The organism is Rhodopirellula baltica SH 1 (genome assembly GCF_000196115.1).
GTDB classification, from domain to species: domain Bacteria; phylum Planctomycetota; class Planctomycetia; order Pirellulales; family Pirellulaceae; genus Rhodopirellula; species Rhodopirellula baltica.
Map to the genome: position 1 here is coordinate 5,202,135 of NC_005027.1, position 14,753 is coordinate 5,216,887.

12 protein-coding genes are annotated in these 14,753 nt (G+C 56.5%); 7 read left to right on the top strand and 5 right to left on the bottom strand.

Going from position 1 to position 14,753, the window contains the following annotated elements; all coding sequences use genetic code 11:
- The first annotated feature begins 92 nt into the window (after positions 1-92).
- On the top strand, positions 93-1,124 hold the full coding sequence (locus tag RB_RS19810; RefSeq protein ID WP_231845816.1) for an aldo/keto reductase: 1,032 nt from the start codon (positions 93-95) through the stop codon (positions 1,122-1,124).
- Between the two features lie 46 nt (positions 1,125-1,170).
- Here RB_RS19810 and RB_RS19815 read toward each other — a convergent pair whose 3' ends face one another.
- The 3 genes from RB_RS19815 to RB_RS19825 all read right to left on the bottom strand — a co-directional run bounded on the left by RB_RS19815 (position 1,171) and on the right by RB_RS19825 (position 3,098).
- A complete protein-coding gene (locus RB_RS19815; RefSeq protein WP_231845817.1) occupies positions 1,171-1,590 on the bottom strand; it encodes a VF530 family protein in 420 nt (139 codons plus the stop codon).
- A 163-nt stretch (positions 1,591-1,753) separates the two neighbouring features.
- The gene (ygiD, locus tag RB_RS19820) at positions 1,754-2,626 is read right to left on the bottom strand and encodes a 4,5-DOPA-extradiol-dioxygenase (RefSeq protein ID WP_007324092.1); all 873 of its coding nucleotides are present in this window, start codon (positions 2,624-2,626) and stop codon (positions 1,754-1,756) included.
- A gap of 49 nt (positions 2,627-2,675) precedes the next feature.
- Entirely contained in the window at positions 2,676-3,098 is a 423-nt protein-coding gene (locus RB_RS19825; protein ID WP_231845818.1) for a DoxX family protein, read from the bottom strand.
- A gap of 165 nt (positions 3,099-3,263) precedes the next feature.
- On the opposite strand from RB_RS19825, the gene RB_RS19830 reads away from it, so the two are divergent.
- From RB_RS19830 to rrtA, 3 genes are all read left to right on the top strand, one after another.
- The gene (locus RB_RS19830; protein WP_164922254.1) at positions 3,264-4,589 is read left to right on the top strand and encodes a helix-turn-helix domain-containing protein; all 1,326 of its coding nucleotides are present in this window, start codon (positions 3,264-3,266) and stop codon (positions 4,587-4,589) included.
- 174 nt (positions 4,590-4,763) lie between these two features.
- A complete protein-coding gene (locus RB_RS19835) occupies positions 4,764-7,058 on the top strand; it encodes a VIT domain-containing protein (RefSeq protein WP_011122418.1) in 2,295 nt (764 codons plus the stop codon).
- Positions 7,055-7,738, top strand: a complete 684-nt coding sequence (gene rrtA / locus RB_RS19840; RefSeq protein ID WP_011122419.1) for a rhombosortase — start codon at positions 7,055-7,057, stop codon at positions 7,736-7,738. The genes RB_RS19835 and rrtA overlap by 4 nt, the downstream gene beginning before the upstream one ends.
- Positions 7,739-8,155: 417 nt before the next feature.
- Here the strand turns inward: rrtA and RB_RS19845 are convergent, their stop codons facing one another.
- The gene (locus RB_RS19845) at positions 8,156-8,848 is read right to left on the bottom strand and encodes a transposase (protein ID WP_164922255.1); all 693 of its coding nucleotides are present in this window, start codon (positions 8,846-8,848) and stop codon (positions 8,156-8,158) included.
- Between the two features lie 351 nt (positions 8,849-9,199).
- On the opposite strand from RB_RS19845, the gene RB_RS19850 reads away from it, so the two are divergent.
- On the top strand, positions 9,200-11,029 hold the full coding sequence (locus RB_RS19850; protein ID WP_164922256.1) for a Xaa-Pro dipeptidyl-peptidase: 1,830 nt from the start codon (positions 9,200-9,202) through the stop codon (positions 11,027-11,029).
- Between the two features lie 51 nt (positions 11,030-11,080).
- Here the strand turns inward: RB_RS19850 and RB_RS19855 are convergent, their stop codons facing one another.
- Positions 11,081-12,412 carry a hypothetical protein gene (locus tag RB_RS19855; protein WP_231845819.1) on the bottom strand — a complete coding sequence of 444 codons (1,332 nt, stop codon included), beginning with the start codon at positions 12,410-12,412 and terminating at the stop codon, positions 11,081-11,083.
- Between the two features lie 190 nt (positions 12,413-12,602).
- On the opposite strand from RB_RS19855, the gene tssK reads away from it, so the two are divergent.
- Together tssK and RB_RS19865 are read left to right on the top strand one after the other, a co-directional pair.
- A complete protein-coding gene (tssK, locus tag RB_RS19860) occupies positions 12,603-14,099 on the top strand; it encodes a type VI secretion system baseplate subunit TssK (protein ID WP_231845820.1) in 1,497 nt (498 codons plus the stop codon).
- Positions 14,099-14,743: a DotU family type IV/VI secretion system protein gene (locus RB_RS19865; protein WP_164922257.1), complete on the top strand. Its 645-nt coding sequence runs from the start codon at positions 14,099-14,101 to the stop codon at positions 14,741-14,743. Before tssK ends, RB_RS19865 begins: the two co-directional genes overlap by 1 nt.
- Positions 14,744-14,753 lie beyond the last annotated feature (10 nt).

Here is a 14,753-nt window from a genome sequence, read left to right on the forward strand (position 1 = left end):
CACCCTGCCAACCTTCACTGACCAACACGGCAGAACCTATCTAGGTGAAAGCATTCGGCTACTTCCAACCCGAACTCTCAACGCATCAAATCATGGAAACAAGACGACTCGGTCGAACCGACCTTCAAACCAGCGTCCTATCAATCGGCGGGCTCTACACCTCTTCGCTTGCAGGCGGCGTGGCCGAATCCAAACGGATCATGCAACGAGCGATGGACCTGGGCGTCAACGCACTCGACACCGCACCTGCTTATGCTGACAGTGAAGCAACCGTGGGCGAAGCGATTGCGGGGATCGATGCACCGCTAATCGTGACCACCAAACTAGGCGGTCGACCTCAGCCGTTTGATCCTCAGGACATCAACGGACTTCGTCACTCGGTTGACGAAAGCCTTCGCCTTCTCGGTCGTGATCACATTGACGTATTGATGGTGCACGAACCCGACCGACCGCAACAATATCCTTGGTGGTCCAGCTACGAACCGTTGGAAGGTCCGGCATTGGATCTGATGGATGAACTCAAAGCGGCCGGAAAGATTCGCTACACCGGACTGGCCGGCACCACCGTCACTGAGTTGACGTCATTGGTCAAAAGCAATCGGTTCGACGTCGTGTTGACCGCTTTCAACTACAACGTGCTCTTCCGTGAAGCAGCCGACTCGGTGATCCCTGCCGCAGTCGAAAACGACATGGGCATCGTTCTGGGGTCGGCGTACGGGCAAGGCTTCTTGACTCGTCGTGCTGACAACGAAGTCCTCGCGAAACCGATTTGGTTGGCTGAGGCTCGTCAACAACAACTGCTTGCTTACTACGAGCTGCTCGACCAAGCAGCCATGCCCGCGTTTGAATTGTGCCTCCGCTTCGTGCTGTCGAACCCATCGATTTCGACCATTCCCATCGGTTGCAAGACAGCGGATCATTTGGATACCAGCGTCAAGGCAGCCGCGAAAGGTCCGCTGCCGCCAGACATCCTCCACCGACTCGACGAGATCGCTTCCATGGTGCCATTCCGTCCTTGGGAAGAACCCATGATTCTGCCATTCGGAAAGTCTTACTTTGGCCCGGGCATCGCCAATATGGGTGCGGCGGTCCAGGTGGGAAAACTAAAACCCGAGGAAAATTGAATGCTCGATCGTCCGCGGTGAGCAAACAATGCATTGAATTGACCAATCAGTCGTCGTTCGCATCGCGACGTCGAGCACGTTCCCAAACGTTGCCCGGCATCGCGGGAGTTTCCGTAGCTTGAGACGCTCGCTTGCCCTTCCGTTCGTCATAGCTGATTGAGTCCAGGTACAGCCGTTCGACCTTGGCCCGAGCCCATTCTGTCTTTCGAAGAAACTTCAGACTGCTGTTGATGCTTGGGTCGTACGTGAAGCAGTCGATGCGAATTCGTTCCCCCAACCGCTCCCAGCCATACTCGTCGACCAAGTATTCCACCATCGCTTTTAGCGTCACGCCGTGCAGCGGATCGTTGGGCTGCGAGCCACTGGGCTGCGTCCCTTTCGACACAGGCGCACTGTCAGACTCGGCCGAACGGTTGGAATCGAGCGAACCATTTGACTCGGGCGGATTGGGCTGGGGATCACTCATGGTCCCCAAAAGATATCGGAGAAACCGCTGCCCGCAATGACCGCCGGTCCTTTTGTCGGCTCGGTCGATCCTCCGTATCCCCTCTTGGCTACGGCGAAGCAAACACATGAAATGGCTTCGAAACGCTGCCATTTCCCGCGTTGATTCAATCGGTTCGCGTCCGTCAGCCGATCCGCACAGAGGTCATCGTGATGGATCCCGCAACTGCTTTGTCGTTGAAAATCGTGGCTTCCTCGTTTGCATCCTGCAAAGCCAATGCGTAGAGCAACGGATAGTAATGATCAGGTGTCGGAATCGCGAGTTTTGCTGACTTGCCGAGCGATCGATAGTCGCAAAGCTTGCCATGATCACGATTCAAAATCAGTTGCTTGATCGTCTCATCGATTTCAATTGCCCAATCAAATCCTCGTTCGAAGTTTTGAAAGTTCATCAATCCCAAATTGTGAACAATGTTGCCGCTGCCGATGATCAACACACCTCGACGGCGAAGACTCATCAGCTCCTTCGCCAATCCATAGTGCCACGCTCCCGGTTTCGCAATGTCGATGCTGACTTGCACCACAGGGATGTCTGCCATTGGGAAAACAGGCTTGAGCACCGACCAAGTACCGTGATCCAGTCCCCAACCTTGATCCAAACCAACGGGCGTGCCTTTCACCGTGTCGCTGACCAGCCCGGCCAATTTAGGATCACCCGGTGCCGCGTACTGAGCTTCCGAAAGTTCGCGAGGGAATCCACCAAAATCATGAATCGTTTTCGGTCGGTCCATTGCAGTGACCCACGTTCCACGCGTTAGCCAGTGAGCAGAAACACAAAGGATCGCTTTAGGCTTGGGCACGTCCTCCATCGCCGCTTTCCAACCGCGAGTGAACTCGTTGTCTCCCAGCGCGTTCATAGGGCTACCGTGGCCGATGAAGAAAGCGGGCATCACGTTGCCATCTTCGGGCAATGTCTCTGCCATCGCTTGCAGCGAGGCTCCTATCGTCACAGCTCCACTTGCCATTGCGATCGTCTTCAAGAAATTTTGGCGTAACATTTCAACCCTCCTTGGGAACAACACACTTCGACGGATCCTGATCAGGCCTTCATGAATCGCTGACAGAATGCGTCGTCCTGTCGGCGGCCGCTGCGATCGACATCTGCCCAATGCAGCGTGACGCGGGGCGGAGATACCAAGACGCCATTCCGATTGCCAGGATGATCAACGGCACGATCGGCTCGGGCATCGCATCTTTGACAAACAAGTGAGCCGCAGTGGCTCCCGTCAGATCGAAGAAGAAGCCTGCGTAAGCCCACTCCTTCAACCGCCCGAACCCTGGCAGCAAAAGAGCGACCACTCCAGCAATTTTCCAAAAGCCCAAGATGGTCGCCACATAGCTTGGAAATCCCAGTCTTGTCATCGACTCCATGATGGCTGCGTTCTGTGTCAAATCCGCAAATCCGCCGCCTGCCATCGCAAGACAGAACAACGCCAACGTGACCCAGTAACCAATTCGTTTCGCTTTCATCACTCGCTCGCCTTCATGGTGCAATCGTTCTTGATCCAAAACATGTGCCCATATTACGACCGGTCAGATGGACTTTAAATATCCAAATCACCATACTTCTAGTCCGATCGTCCAAAGTTAGGCGATGTGAGCAACTCAGCCATTCCCAAGCGAGGGGCGAAGCCAATGGACGTTCTTGCTGATTTCTTGAGTGTTGCTGGGATGGTTGCCCACCTCGAAGAATCACTGAGCGGAGGAAAGACGTGGGTCCATCAGGTTGCATCCATCCCCCGATCCTCCCCCACAGTGGCAGTAGCAGCACAGCGGCTGTCCTTCTACGCGGTTGTCAGCGGACAAATCCGTTTCACGTCCGCCGCCGCTGAGCATTCGCTGAACAGCGGCGATACGATCTTCGCCATCGAAGGTCAGGAGCACCGACTCGAATCGCGTTCCGAAGACACGCGAGTCACGACTGGCCAAATTGAGTTCACTTCGGGTTCCATCGGCCTCTCAGTACTTAACTTGGCTTCGACGATCATCGTTCGGTCGAATGATGAATCACTTTCAAGCGAACTGGTTCGTCGCTTAGGAACAGAAATCGAGGAACAGCGAGGTGGCTGGAAGTCGGTGAGCTTGGGCATCGTCAATGCATTGTTCATTGCCGCTCTCAGATCGGGAGGAAACTGTTCCAAGTCAAACAGCGAAAGCAATGGTTGGCTTCGCGCCATGGCAGACGACGAAATTGGGGCGGCGTTGAAATTGATGCACGAACGTCCCGAGCATCGCTGGACAGTCGCCGAATTGGCAAATGAGTTGTCCGTCTCTCGATCAGCTTTTGCTGCACGATTCAAAACGATCACGGGACGACCGCCCCTCGAGTATCTGACTTGGTGGCGTTTGCAGCGAGCCGCCGCGAGACTTCGCACCGGTGATGTAACCTTGACCGAAGTCACTCGAAATTCTGGCTACCAATCCGAAGCCGCATTCGGAAAAGCGTTTCGACGCGAGTTCGGAATTTCGCCCGGGCAACTTCGTCGACAAGCAAAAGCGAAATCGCACACGTCTTCCCAACTGCAGTTGGAACTCAAGAAACGCGATCCCTTCACCGTTCCTGAACAAGAGGCTGGACTCAATCTGATCAAAACCGCGGAATGGATGCAGGAACCATTCATCTCGTTGCTGAATCAACACGGACTATTCGGTTCGCTCTACAACATCTTGCGAATCCTGCGCGGGAAAGGCATTCCTCAGGCACAGGACGAACTCTTGAACCAATTGCTTCTTCCGGAAGATGATATTCAATCGCTTGTCGACCAATTGGTTTCAGCACAACTGGTTTCTGTCTCCCACCCGAACCGCATGCTGTCGATCACGGAAGCCGGCACACAACTCCTCTCCAAACTCGACAGCCCCATCCTGGCCCTGCATCGTCGACAACTCTCTCACTTTTCCGAAGGCGAACTTGCTGAGTTCAACCGCCTGCTTGTCAAAGCCCGCAATCCCGCCGGCTAAGCAGCCGAAAAACGGCGACCTGGCCACGGCCTTGATGAGGCTTCGCGATTGATAGTCTGCTACAAGCTCAGAGAGGTTTTCAGCATAAGTCTCACGATTCCGCGCTCCACCGCCGCAACGACGGGATCTTTCTAGGGAGTCACTTCGATTCTCGATCCTGGAGCACCTCGTCTCGTGAACGCTCAATCCCCCGGCCATCGTATGCAATCGACACGATTGCCTTTGATCGCGCCCGTCGTCGTTCTGGCCTCCGCCTTCCTTTGGTCTGCCGTCGCACAGGCTGGCTACACCGTGCTCGGCGGGGTGCCCGTCACGCAGGGGCAGATGCGAGTCGGCGAAAACGATTTCGAACAACTCAAAGCCAAACTGCCGGCGCCCAACCCAAGCTTCACGCTGAAAGAGACTCGGGTGGAAACTGAGATCTCAGGGGTGCTGGCTCGTGTCCGTGTCTCGCAAGTGTTCCAAAACCCGCATCCTGAACGGCTGGAAGCGTTGTACGTGTTCCCGCTGCCTGAGAACTGCGCCGTCGACGCTTACTCGTTTCAAATCGGCGAACGAGTGATCGTCGGCGAAGTGAAACGCAAAGAGGAAGCCCGCCAAGAATACGAACAAGCTCGCGACGAGGGTCGCAAAGCGGCACTGTTGGAACAAGAGCGAGCCAACGTGTTCTCTCAATCCGTCGCCAACATTCCAGCGAACAGCGAAGTGACCGTCCACATTGAGTACGTGCACCCGCTGGAGATCGACGAAGATCGCTACGTCTTCCGTTTCCCCATGGTTGTTGGCCCGCGATACATCCCAGGAACTCCAGTCACTCGTCCCAACGTGGGACGCGGTTGGGCGGCCGACACCGACCAAGTCCCCGACGCCTCGCGGATCACGCCCGATGCCCTTCCCGAAGGCATGCGAAACGGCAACGACGTGTTCGTGTCAGTGAAGATTGACGCTGCGATGCCGATCCAGCAAATCGTGCCAGTCACTCATGAGCTGGACATTCAACAAACCTCCGATACCCACGCTGCGATCACACTGAAGAACCAATCCACCGTCGCAGACAAGGACTTCATCATTGAATATCGCTTGGCTGGTGATGACAGCACTCTGGCTTCACTAACCCATCGCGAATCCGACGCAGAAGATGGTTACGTGATGTTGGCGTTGCAGCCCAAGTGGTCGATCGAGCCCACGGAAATCACACCTCGCGAAGTGATCTTGGTGTTGGACACCAGCGGATCGATGAACGGGCCCGCGATCAGCCAACTGCGTTTGTTCGCGGATCATGTGCTGGATCACTTGAACCCCAACGACGAATTCCGAGTCATCGCCTTCAGCAACCGTACGACCGCGTTCCAACCCAATGCCGTCTCGGCAACCGACGCGAACATCCAATCCGCCAAACAATTTGTTCGCGGCCTGCGTGCCAGCGGTGGAACCAACCTGTTGCCCGCACTCAAGTTGGCACTCGGCGGCGAGGCAGACGAATCCGCGCGTCCTCGCTACATGATCCTGATGACCGATGCACTCGTCGGCAACGACCACTCGATCCTTCGCTACTTGCGACAGCCTGAGTTCCAAGACGCTCGCGTGTTCCCCATCGCATTCGGAGCCGCACCCAATGATTACTTGATCAGCCGCGCGGCCGAAATGGGACGCGGGTTTTCAATGCAAGTCACCAACCAAGACAACACGCCGGAGATCGCTCGCCGATTCCATGAACTGACCAGCCAACCCTACATGACCGATTTGCAAATCGATTGGGGAGGACTGGGAGTGAAAGACCAAGTGCCCTCGCGGCTTCCCGATCTGTACGCGGGCAAACCTCTGATCGTCCTAGGCCGTTACGACACACCAGCAACCGGCACCATCACCTTGAAAGGCAACGTCTCAGGACAACCTGTTCAGATGGGAATGGAGCTCGAACTTCCCGAACAAGAAGCCGAGCATGACTCGATCGGTCCGGTCTGGGCTCGCCAACGAATACGGCAAATTTGGAACCGTGACGTGGGAGCTGAAACGCCTGCGGGCCGCGCCGAGATCACTGAGTTGGGACTGAAGCATCAACTGATGACCCAGTACACCTCGTTCATCGCCGTCGAAAAAGAACTTTCCGAACCACCGCAAGGACAACTGGTCACCGAAGCCGTCCCAGTCATGACACCTGAAGGCATGACCCAAAAATCAGCCGGCCGATCGGTCGCCGCTGCGAAGCCAGCACCTCGACATCAGGCATCCACGAACTCACCACCCGCTGTGCCAGCCGCCTCTGCACCGGCAACCGTCTCAACGCCAACACCGGCCTCAGCACCCTCACCGGCCCCAAGATCGAGCGGTGGCAACTACGGGGGCGGCGGTGGAGGAGGCGGCGGACCGATCGGCCCGATCACTGGGATCGTTTCCCTCGGCGGTGCGGCGGCCGCGATGATGCGTCGACGCAAGTCTCGAAGCAACCATCAGGATGTGGTCCGATGAGTGCTGGTGAAACACTGATCGCAACGCTTCCCAAGACCAACGGCACATCGATCCCATCGTTGTGCCGTCAGGGAAGCGTCTGGCTCCGACAGATTCCAGTGACGCTGCTGATGTCAGTCATCGCCATCGCAGCGTACGCCTTCCCCAGCCTAACCGCTGGGTTGCAGCTCGACTTCGCCGCCGTTTCCTCCGGGCAGTGGTGGCGGCTTCTGTCCGGTCACCTCACCCACTTTGGCGGCGGCCACTTGTTTTGGGACGTGCTGATGTTCGCGGTCTTGGGTGGCGTTTGCGAACGACAAAGCCCTCGGCTCTATCCCGTCGCACTCATCGCGATGTCAGTTGGTATCTCTGCGACCATCTTGCTCACGTGCCAAGACGTCACGACCTATCGAGGCCTGAGCGGCATCGACACGGGATTGTTTGTTTGGTTCCTCGTCATCCAAATCCGCCAATCTCTCGCAGACCGAGACCGCACGTTCACGTGTTGCTGGACCGCCGCTGGAATCTTGCTCCTCGCAAAACTCGCCTACGAATTCACCACCGGAGAAATCCTCTTCGTCAACGCCGAAGGTTTTCAACCGCTGGTCGAGTCCCACCTGTCGGGTGCCGTGCTCGGAGCGATCGCAGCGGGTGTAGCTGACCGAGGCCTCTCGGTCAGCATCCATCCCCCGACCGACTGAGAGGCCTCAGTCGGTTACATCCTTGCACGCAGCCAAATGCGGAGTGGAGACCAAGAACTCTTCAATGCCCACCCTCGCGGTGTCCCTGAACGATCAAACCAGCGCTGGGAACCAGCGGCAATCTCAGTGTGATGTTCGACCAACGGAGCAAGCGACCACGTAGCTGACCGAGGCCCTCGGTCAGCATCCATCCCCAACCGACTGAGAGGCCTCAGTCGGTTACATCATTGCATGCAGCCAAATCTCGCGTGGAGACAATGAGCTCGTCCATGCCCACCCTCGCGGTGTCCCTGAACGATCAAACCAACGCTGGCAACCAGCGGCAGTCTCAGGGTGATGTTCGACCGACGGAGCAAGCGACCACGTAGCTGACCGAGGCCTCTCGGTCAGCATCCATCCTCGACCGACTGAGAGGCCTCAGTCGGTTACGAAGTGGGCGTTTTGGAGGTTTGGAAGATACAATCTGAACTCGCTTTCTTTCAGCCTTGATTTGACAGGGTTGTTCTGGATGTACTTCCGGAACCTTTGAAAGTGGTCTCCATCACGCACGAGGTGATCGAAACTCTCGGGTTGCCACAACCGACCTTTGTTTCCAAGCAAGGAGTTGATCTGGCACGACTGGTAGTGCTTCCAATTTCGACACTGCTCCTTCAACGTCACGTTGCGATCCAGGCATACCAACACGTGCACATGATTTGGCATCACAACGAATCCACCCGGGCTGTACCGCATGCCGTCAAAGTGCAGGAGGTTCTCAGCGACCACGTTGGAAACATTCGGGTATCGCAACGCACACGCGCCGTGCAATTCATCCAGACTGGCTTCCAGGATCGTTGCGAATTGGCGAGCGAACTGGCGTCGGACTCCCCAGTCCAAACGACCGAATGCCGACGTCCAGTTGGGATCGTCTGGATCAATTTCCAACCGCCGCAGTGCATCGGCTCGTTGTCGCTTCCACAATTCGAACGCGGCTTGCGGGATCGAATCGTGAGTTCGATACGTGATGAAGTAGGTCGCACCGGGTTGTTCCCAATGAGGAAGAACACCGTGCGTGACCGAATACTCCTGCTTCGGATCAAAGAACCCAAACTGAAGGCGAACGTTCGACATGCATTCAATGTAACCTCCAACCACCCACCACGTAGCCGACTGAGGCCTCTCAGTCGGCCCAGCACTGAACTTCAGCAGCGAAGACAGGGATGGGTCTCCGACTGAGAGGCCTCAGTCGGTTACGGGTGGCGGGGGTTGGGTAGATGGAACCCCTTCGAACAACGCGCGTTCTCGATCGCGTTCCATCCCCCCGAGGTGTTCCGGCACATCGGAGGAGAAATAGACCAAAACAGGCGGTAGATTCGCGAAACGCTCCCCTACCTCGGATTCTGCGGCGTCGCTTGAAGACGGTTCGCTGAGGTGACTAAGCTGGTGCGGTCTCGCCTCGATCTCACCTGGGTTTTCACAACCATGAAACGCCTCCGCTTGCCCGTTCTAGCCGTCCTCTTTCTCGCGATCTCACCTGTCCAAGGGGGTGAGATCCAGATACCAGTCATCAAGGATGGCGAAGCGCAAGTCATCAAAGAACTGGAAGATTCGGACTACTGGATCCGTCACGATCTTTGGGTCGAAACCGAGTTCGATTTGGACGGCGATGGCAAGCTCGATCGGATGCACGTCAGTGTCACCCGGCCAACGCAAACCGACACGCAGTCGCTGAAGCTCCCTGTGATCTACAACTCAAGTCCCTACTTCGCGGGAACAACGGGTGGTGATGAATCCTATTTCTGGGACGCCCGACAAGAACTCGGCGATGAGCCACCCAAACGATCCGCTGCTCCTGCGATTGAGCGTGAGGGCACGCGTCCGATCATCTCCAAACGACATGTCAAAGACTGGCTTCCGCGTGGGTTCGTCGTCGTTCATTCCAGTGCCCCAGGCACCGGTCTCTCGCAAGGTTGCCCAACGGTCGGTGACGATCCCGAAGCGTTGGCTCCCAAAGCCGTGATCGATTGGTTGTGCGGGCGCGCCAAAGGATTCACGGAACCCTTCGGTGGTGAACCCGTGGAAGCGTATTGGTCGTCAGGCAAAGTCGGCATGACAGGGACCAGCTACAACGGAACGATCCCGTTGGCAGCCGCCACGACTGGCGTCGAGGGACTGGAAGTCATCATCCCCGTGGCTCCCAACACGTCTTACTACCACTACTACCGATCCAATGGATTGGTGCGCCATCCAGGCGGCTACCTCGGGGAAGACATCGACATCCTGTACGACTTCATTCACAGCGGTGGCGACGAAGAAACTCGAGCGTACTGCGATTGCCACATCCGTGACGAACAGATGATGGCCAACCAAGACCGAGCCACAGGGGACTACAACGATTTCTGGTACTCGCGTGACTACTTGAACCGAGTCGACGGAGTGAAAGCGGCAGTGCTGATGGCGCACGCGTTCAATGATTGGAATGTCGTTCCTGAACACAGCATCCGTATTTACGAAGCGTTGAAAAAGAACGGTGTCGAAACCCAACTGTTCATGCACCAAGGCGGACACGGCGGGCCTCCACCAATCAGCATGATGAATCGGTGGTTCACTCACTATCTCTATGGCGAAGACAACGGCGTAGAAAAAGGTTCGAAGTCTTGGATTGTTCGCGAAAAAGATGAGCGGACCAAACCGACCGAGTACCCGCAATACCCGCACCCAGAAGCCAAAGACGTGGTGGTCTATCCGGTTCCTGGAGCTCCCCAACGCGGGCGTTTGCAAACAGCGCCCCTCACCGAACCCATCACGGAAACGTTGGTGGACAATTTTTCATTCGCTGGTGAAACGTTGGCACAAGCCGAATACACCGAACATCGCTTGATCTACACCACGCCGGAATTGAGCGAAGCAGTTCATCTGTCGGGAACCCCGCGAATCAAACTGCGACTTGCGTGTGATCGTCCCGCTGCCAACTTGAGCGTCTGGCTGGTCTCGCTGCCTTGGAACACACAGAAGAATTCCAAGATCACCGACAACATCATCACGCGAGGATGGGCCGACCCACAGAACATCGAGTCCATGCGTGAGAGCAAACCGTTGGTCCCGGGCCAGTTCTATGACATCGAGTTCGACCTGCAACCCGACGATCAAGTCATCGCCAAAGGGCAGCAAATCGGATTGATGGTCTTTTCCAGCGATCGCGACTACACGCTGCATCCCACCCCGGGCACCAAGCTCACGATCGATCTTCAGCATACTCAACTGAGTTTGCCCGTTGTCGGAGGAACGATTCCGTTGGAATCACAGGACTGATCTGCGAGCTCGCTAAATGAAGAGGACTTTCTCGCGGAAGTCGTCTTGGTTTTAAAGCGACAAGCGAAGATCAAAGACCATTCGGGTATCGAACCAGTCGTCATCGGCGGCGGTGATGCCCGTCGCGAATCCGAATTCCCACAAACCCATGTCGTTCTCGGGTCCCAGTACAAAGCGGGCACCGGGGTAGAATTCGATCGCGGTTTCACCATCGATTGCCTGCAGCGTGCCTGCAGAATCGTGGTAGCCGCCAAACAGAAACGACAACGTTCGCACTTCGAAGGTCGGCAAGAACGCGAACACATCGCTTTCCGCTGCGATCGTGCTGATTCCCCAACCAGTGGTCAATACATCTCCAGCGACGCCAGCGGTCCCTTTGATGGGAGTCCAATATTTGACTTCGCCAAAGACGTAAGTTTCTGGACGAAGGCAGCGTCGTCCGAGCAAACCAAATTCCAACGATGTGTGCCCGGTCCCCAGGCCTCGGTCGGCAGGTCCGCTGGCCAAATAGGTTCGAAAGATCGTGGCAACCTTCGTCCGGTCACCATCAACCAAGAGGGCTTGGGCCCCCAGAACAATGTCGCCGAAACCAGTCGTGTTGCCGTTCACCTCCGGGTCCACCGACCGCATCGTGTACTGAGTCAACGCCATCAACCGCTCCGTCCCCGCAGCGAGTCGAAAGATCAGGTCTTGCGAGTTCACGCCCGATTCGTTGTCTGGCGGATCACCCCAGTAGTATTCCGCTCGATCCGGGGTACGCAGCCCATGGTCGACTTGGTATCGAATGCCCACGTGTGCCGGAACGATGGCGGTGTCCAGCACGTTGGGAGCAAACATCACTCGTTCGTAGCCGATACCACGATCGCGCGAGCGGTTTTGACGAAAGTGAGCTCCTGGACTGAGACGCTCCAACGCTTCGTGGATGTTTGGAAACGAGAGATCCTGCCAAGGCGTCCACTGGCTGGAAACCAATTCCCGGCATTGATTGCAACCGCAGCCCACATCGCAACCCGACTCGCATTGGCAAGTCGACTGACAACCACAACTGGAGCCAACGGGGTTGCCACCACCAATCGCCAACCAGTCCGCGGATTCGCCGACAATGGGCTCGGGATAGATGCTCGGTGAGCCAATCGAAATCGATTCTATTTCGCCAGGATGGGCGGGAAGCGGTTCGAATAGCGGTGCTTCGATCAAACCTTCCGCGTGCAGCGGTGCATCCGAGAGCGAGTCATGGCGCAGCAGCGGAGCACCGAGGTCGTTCCACACCACCGGATCTTGAGCCGAGAGCGGAAACGCCAACAGGGCGTGCGAAAGCAGCAAAGCAATGTGGACGGGTTTGATCACACTTCGTCGCGGGGCCTGGATGATGCGGCAGTTCACTTCGCGAGTCAAAGTGAAGTCACGACAACCGTGAAAGCATGTCGTGAAACTAAGAGTGGCTGTCTGTATCGGTAATATCGTCTGGAAGTGTGCACGTGAATTAGCTAATCTCCGGCCACATACCAAGATTGGGGCTTGCTAGAGTCAAATGGATTTGACGGCACCCAGCCAACGTTCGGAAAGGAATCCGATGCAGAATCTTGCGGTCCATTGGCACGAGGGACTGTTCCTCCGACCACACCATCTCCAGGCATGGGATCGCCATTGGCAGGAAAGCCAAGCGGCGGCTTCGCGCTGGCAGAACCCCTACAGCTATGGACTGGCGAGCATCTCAATCAACGCCGATGCGCTCGCGTTGGGCTTTTTCCAACTCGACGGCGTCCGAGCCAAAATGCCTGAGGGCACGTTGGTGGAATTGGCTGTGGGAGAAACAACCGAACGAGTCGACCTGCGGGCTGGATTTGCCGTTTCCGGTGCCACTTCCTCGACTTCGGCAACACCGGACGCTGCTCACGAAACCATTCCGGTTGGCGGCGGCGACAGCGTCGACGTGTTCCTTGCCGTTCCTCGGTTGCAGCTTGGTGTTTCCAACGTGGCCGAAGGCGATCAAGCCGAAGGAGCCCGTTTTCGACAACTTCAAATTCATGTTCCTGACGAAACCGATGGTGCCAGCGTTGAGCCCGTACTGTTTCGCCGCGTCAACGCCGTCCTCAAACTTTCGACCGAAGATCTGACCGGCTACGACGTCTTGCGGATCGCCCGCGTTAAACGAGGCACGGTTGGCGGAGCGATCGCAGAATTGGATGAACGATACGTCCCACCGTTGATGGACTGTGCCGCATGGTCGCAAATGAGACAGCGATTTCTGCGGCCGATCCACGACATGATGATGCTCAAGATCGAACTGTTGTCGCAGCTCGTCAATGATCGCAGCGTTCGAATGGACGCCGAACAACCCGGTGATCTTCAACGCATCTTGATGCTTCAAACGCTCAACCAAGCTGCCGCGGTTCTGGGTGTTCTGAATCAATCCAGCGGCGTCCATCCGTGGAACGCTTACGTGGAACTCAGTCGTGTCGCCGGCGGATTGGATCTGTTTGGTGAAACACGATCTTTGCAGGCGATCGCCGCTTACGATCACGATGCAATCGGCCCGCTGTTCCAAGAATTGCGACGAAGAATTGAATCGCGAATCGCGTCGGTCGGCCAGAACGCCTACCAACAACGCTTCTTCATCGGAGCAGGTTTGGGCATGCAGGTCAGCCTGGACCCGCAATGGTTGACAAGCGATTGGCAGTGCGTTTTGGGCGTGCGTCGTGGCAAACTCTCCGCCGCGGGACTCGACAAGCTGCTCTCGCCTGGTTTCCTCGATTGGAAAATGGGCAGTGCCCGACAAGTCGAAACGCTGTACAGCAAACGCGCGATGGGATTGGAACTGAAACCATTGCGAGAAGTCCCGCGAGTCTTGCCGTCTCAATCGGACTGGAGCTTCTTCGAAATCAGCGGCCGCGGTCCGGCCTGGACCGACGTGTTGGACACCGGCACGATCGCACTTCGAATTCGCGAGCAATTGATTGATGATCCGCAACAACTGGCGGGCAATCAAACCTTGAAGGTTCGCATGGACGCCCACACCGCATCACTGCAGTTCGCAATTTTTGCGACCAAGCGATCGGATTCAGTGTGATGAATGAATCACTCGAACAATTTGCCGACGACTACACCGAATGTGTGCTGGAACTGATCGACCGACTGCACGCCGACGAGCCCTTGGATCCCGTTGCCATTCACCAGTCCTTGTCGCAGCGTTTGACGGAGGCAAGGCAAAGTCATCATCACGATGATCGCTGGGAAGAGGCCATGTACGCGTTGGTCTCTCTGACCGACGAGTTGTTGCTGGAAATGCCATGGTCCGGTCGATCATGGTGGAACGATCACGTGTTGGAAGCCAGCCTGTTTGGTTCGCGTGATTGCAGCGAACGCTTCTATCAAATGGCCGCGGTCGCCAGTCGTGACTCTTCGACCGGCGTTTTGCGAGTCTTCCATGACTGCGTCCTGCTGGGATTCCGTGGTGTGTACTCGATTCCGGGATTGTCAGAAGCCACGACGAAAGAGCTGGGCATTCCGGCAACGTTGGAACTGTGGCTGGAAAAGACACAGCATCAACTCAGCAGCGACGCTGCCGAGGTGGATATTCCGGCGCGTCTGCACCGATCCCTGAGCGGAGCGGCACCGAACACGACACGACGAAGCATCGTTTGGTGGACGGTCGCGGCGGCAACAATGTTGATCGCCAACATCACGATGTACACGCTTTCGGCGGGAAAGTAATGCCAATCCC

What these genes read in the sequence shown, in the direction of transcription:
- RB_RS19810 (WP_231845816.1), top strand. Translation starts at nt 93, where the DNA reads ATGGAAACAAGACGACTCGGTCGAACCGACCTTCAAACCAGCGTCCTA.
- RB_RS19815 (WP_231845817.1), bottom strand. Translation starts at nt 1,590, where the DNA reads ATGAGTGATCCCCAGCCCAATCCGCCCGAGTCAAATGGTTCGCTCGAT.
- ygiD (WP_007324092.1), bottom strand. Translation starts at nt 2,626, where the DNA reads ATGTTACGCCAAAATTTCTTGAAGACGATCGCAATGGCAAGTGGAGCT.
- RB_RS19825 (WP_231845818.1), bottom strand. Translation starts at nt 3,098, where the DNA reads ATGAAAGCGAAACGAATTGGTTACTGGGTCACGTTGGCGTTGTTCTGT.
- RB_RS19830 (WP_164922254.1), top strand. Translation starts at nt 3,264, where the DNA reads ATGGACGTTCTTGCTGATTTCTTGAGTGTTGCTGGGATGGTTGCCCAC.
- rrtA (WP_011122419.1), top strand. Translation starts at nt 7,055, where the DNA reads ATGAGTGCTGGTGAAACACTGATCGCAACGCTTCCCAAGACCAACGGC.
- RB_RS19845 (WP_164922255.1), bottom strand. Translation starts at nt 8,848, where the DNA reads ATGTCGAACGTTCGCCTTCAGTTTGGGTTCTTTGATCCGAAGCAGGAG.
- RB_RS19850 (WP_164922256.1), top strand. Translation starts at nt 9,200, where the DNA reads ATGAAACGCCTCCGCTTGCCCGTTCTAGCCGTCCTCTTTCTCGCGATC.
- tssK (WP_231845820.1), top strand. Translation starts at nt 12,603, where the DNA reads ATGCAGAATCTTGCGGTCCATTGGCACGAGGGACTGTTCCTCCGACCA.
- RB_RS19865 (WP_164922257.1), top strand. Translation starts at nt 14,099, where the DNA reads ATGAATGAATCACTCGAACAATTTGCCGACGACTACACCGAATGTGTG.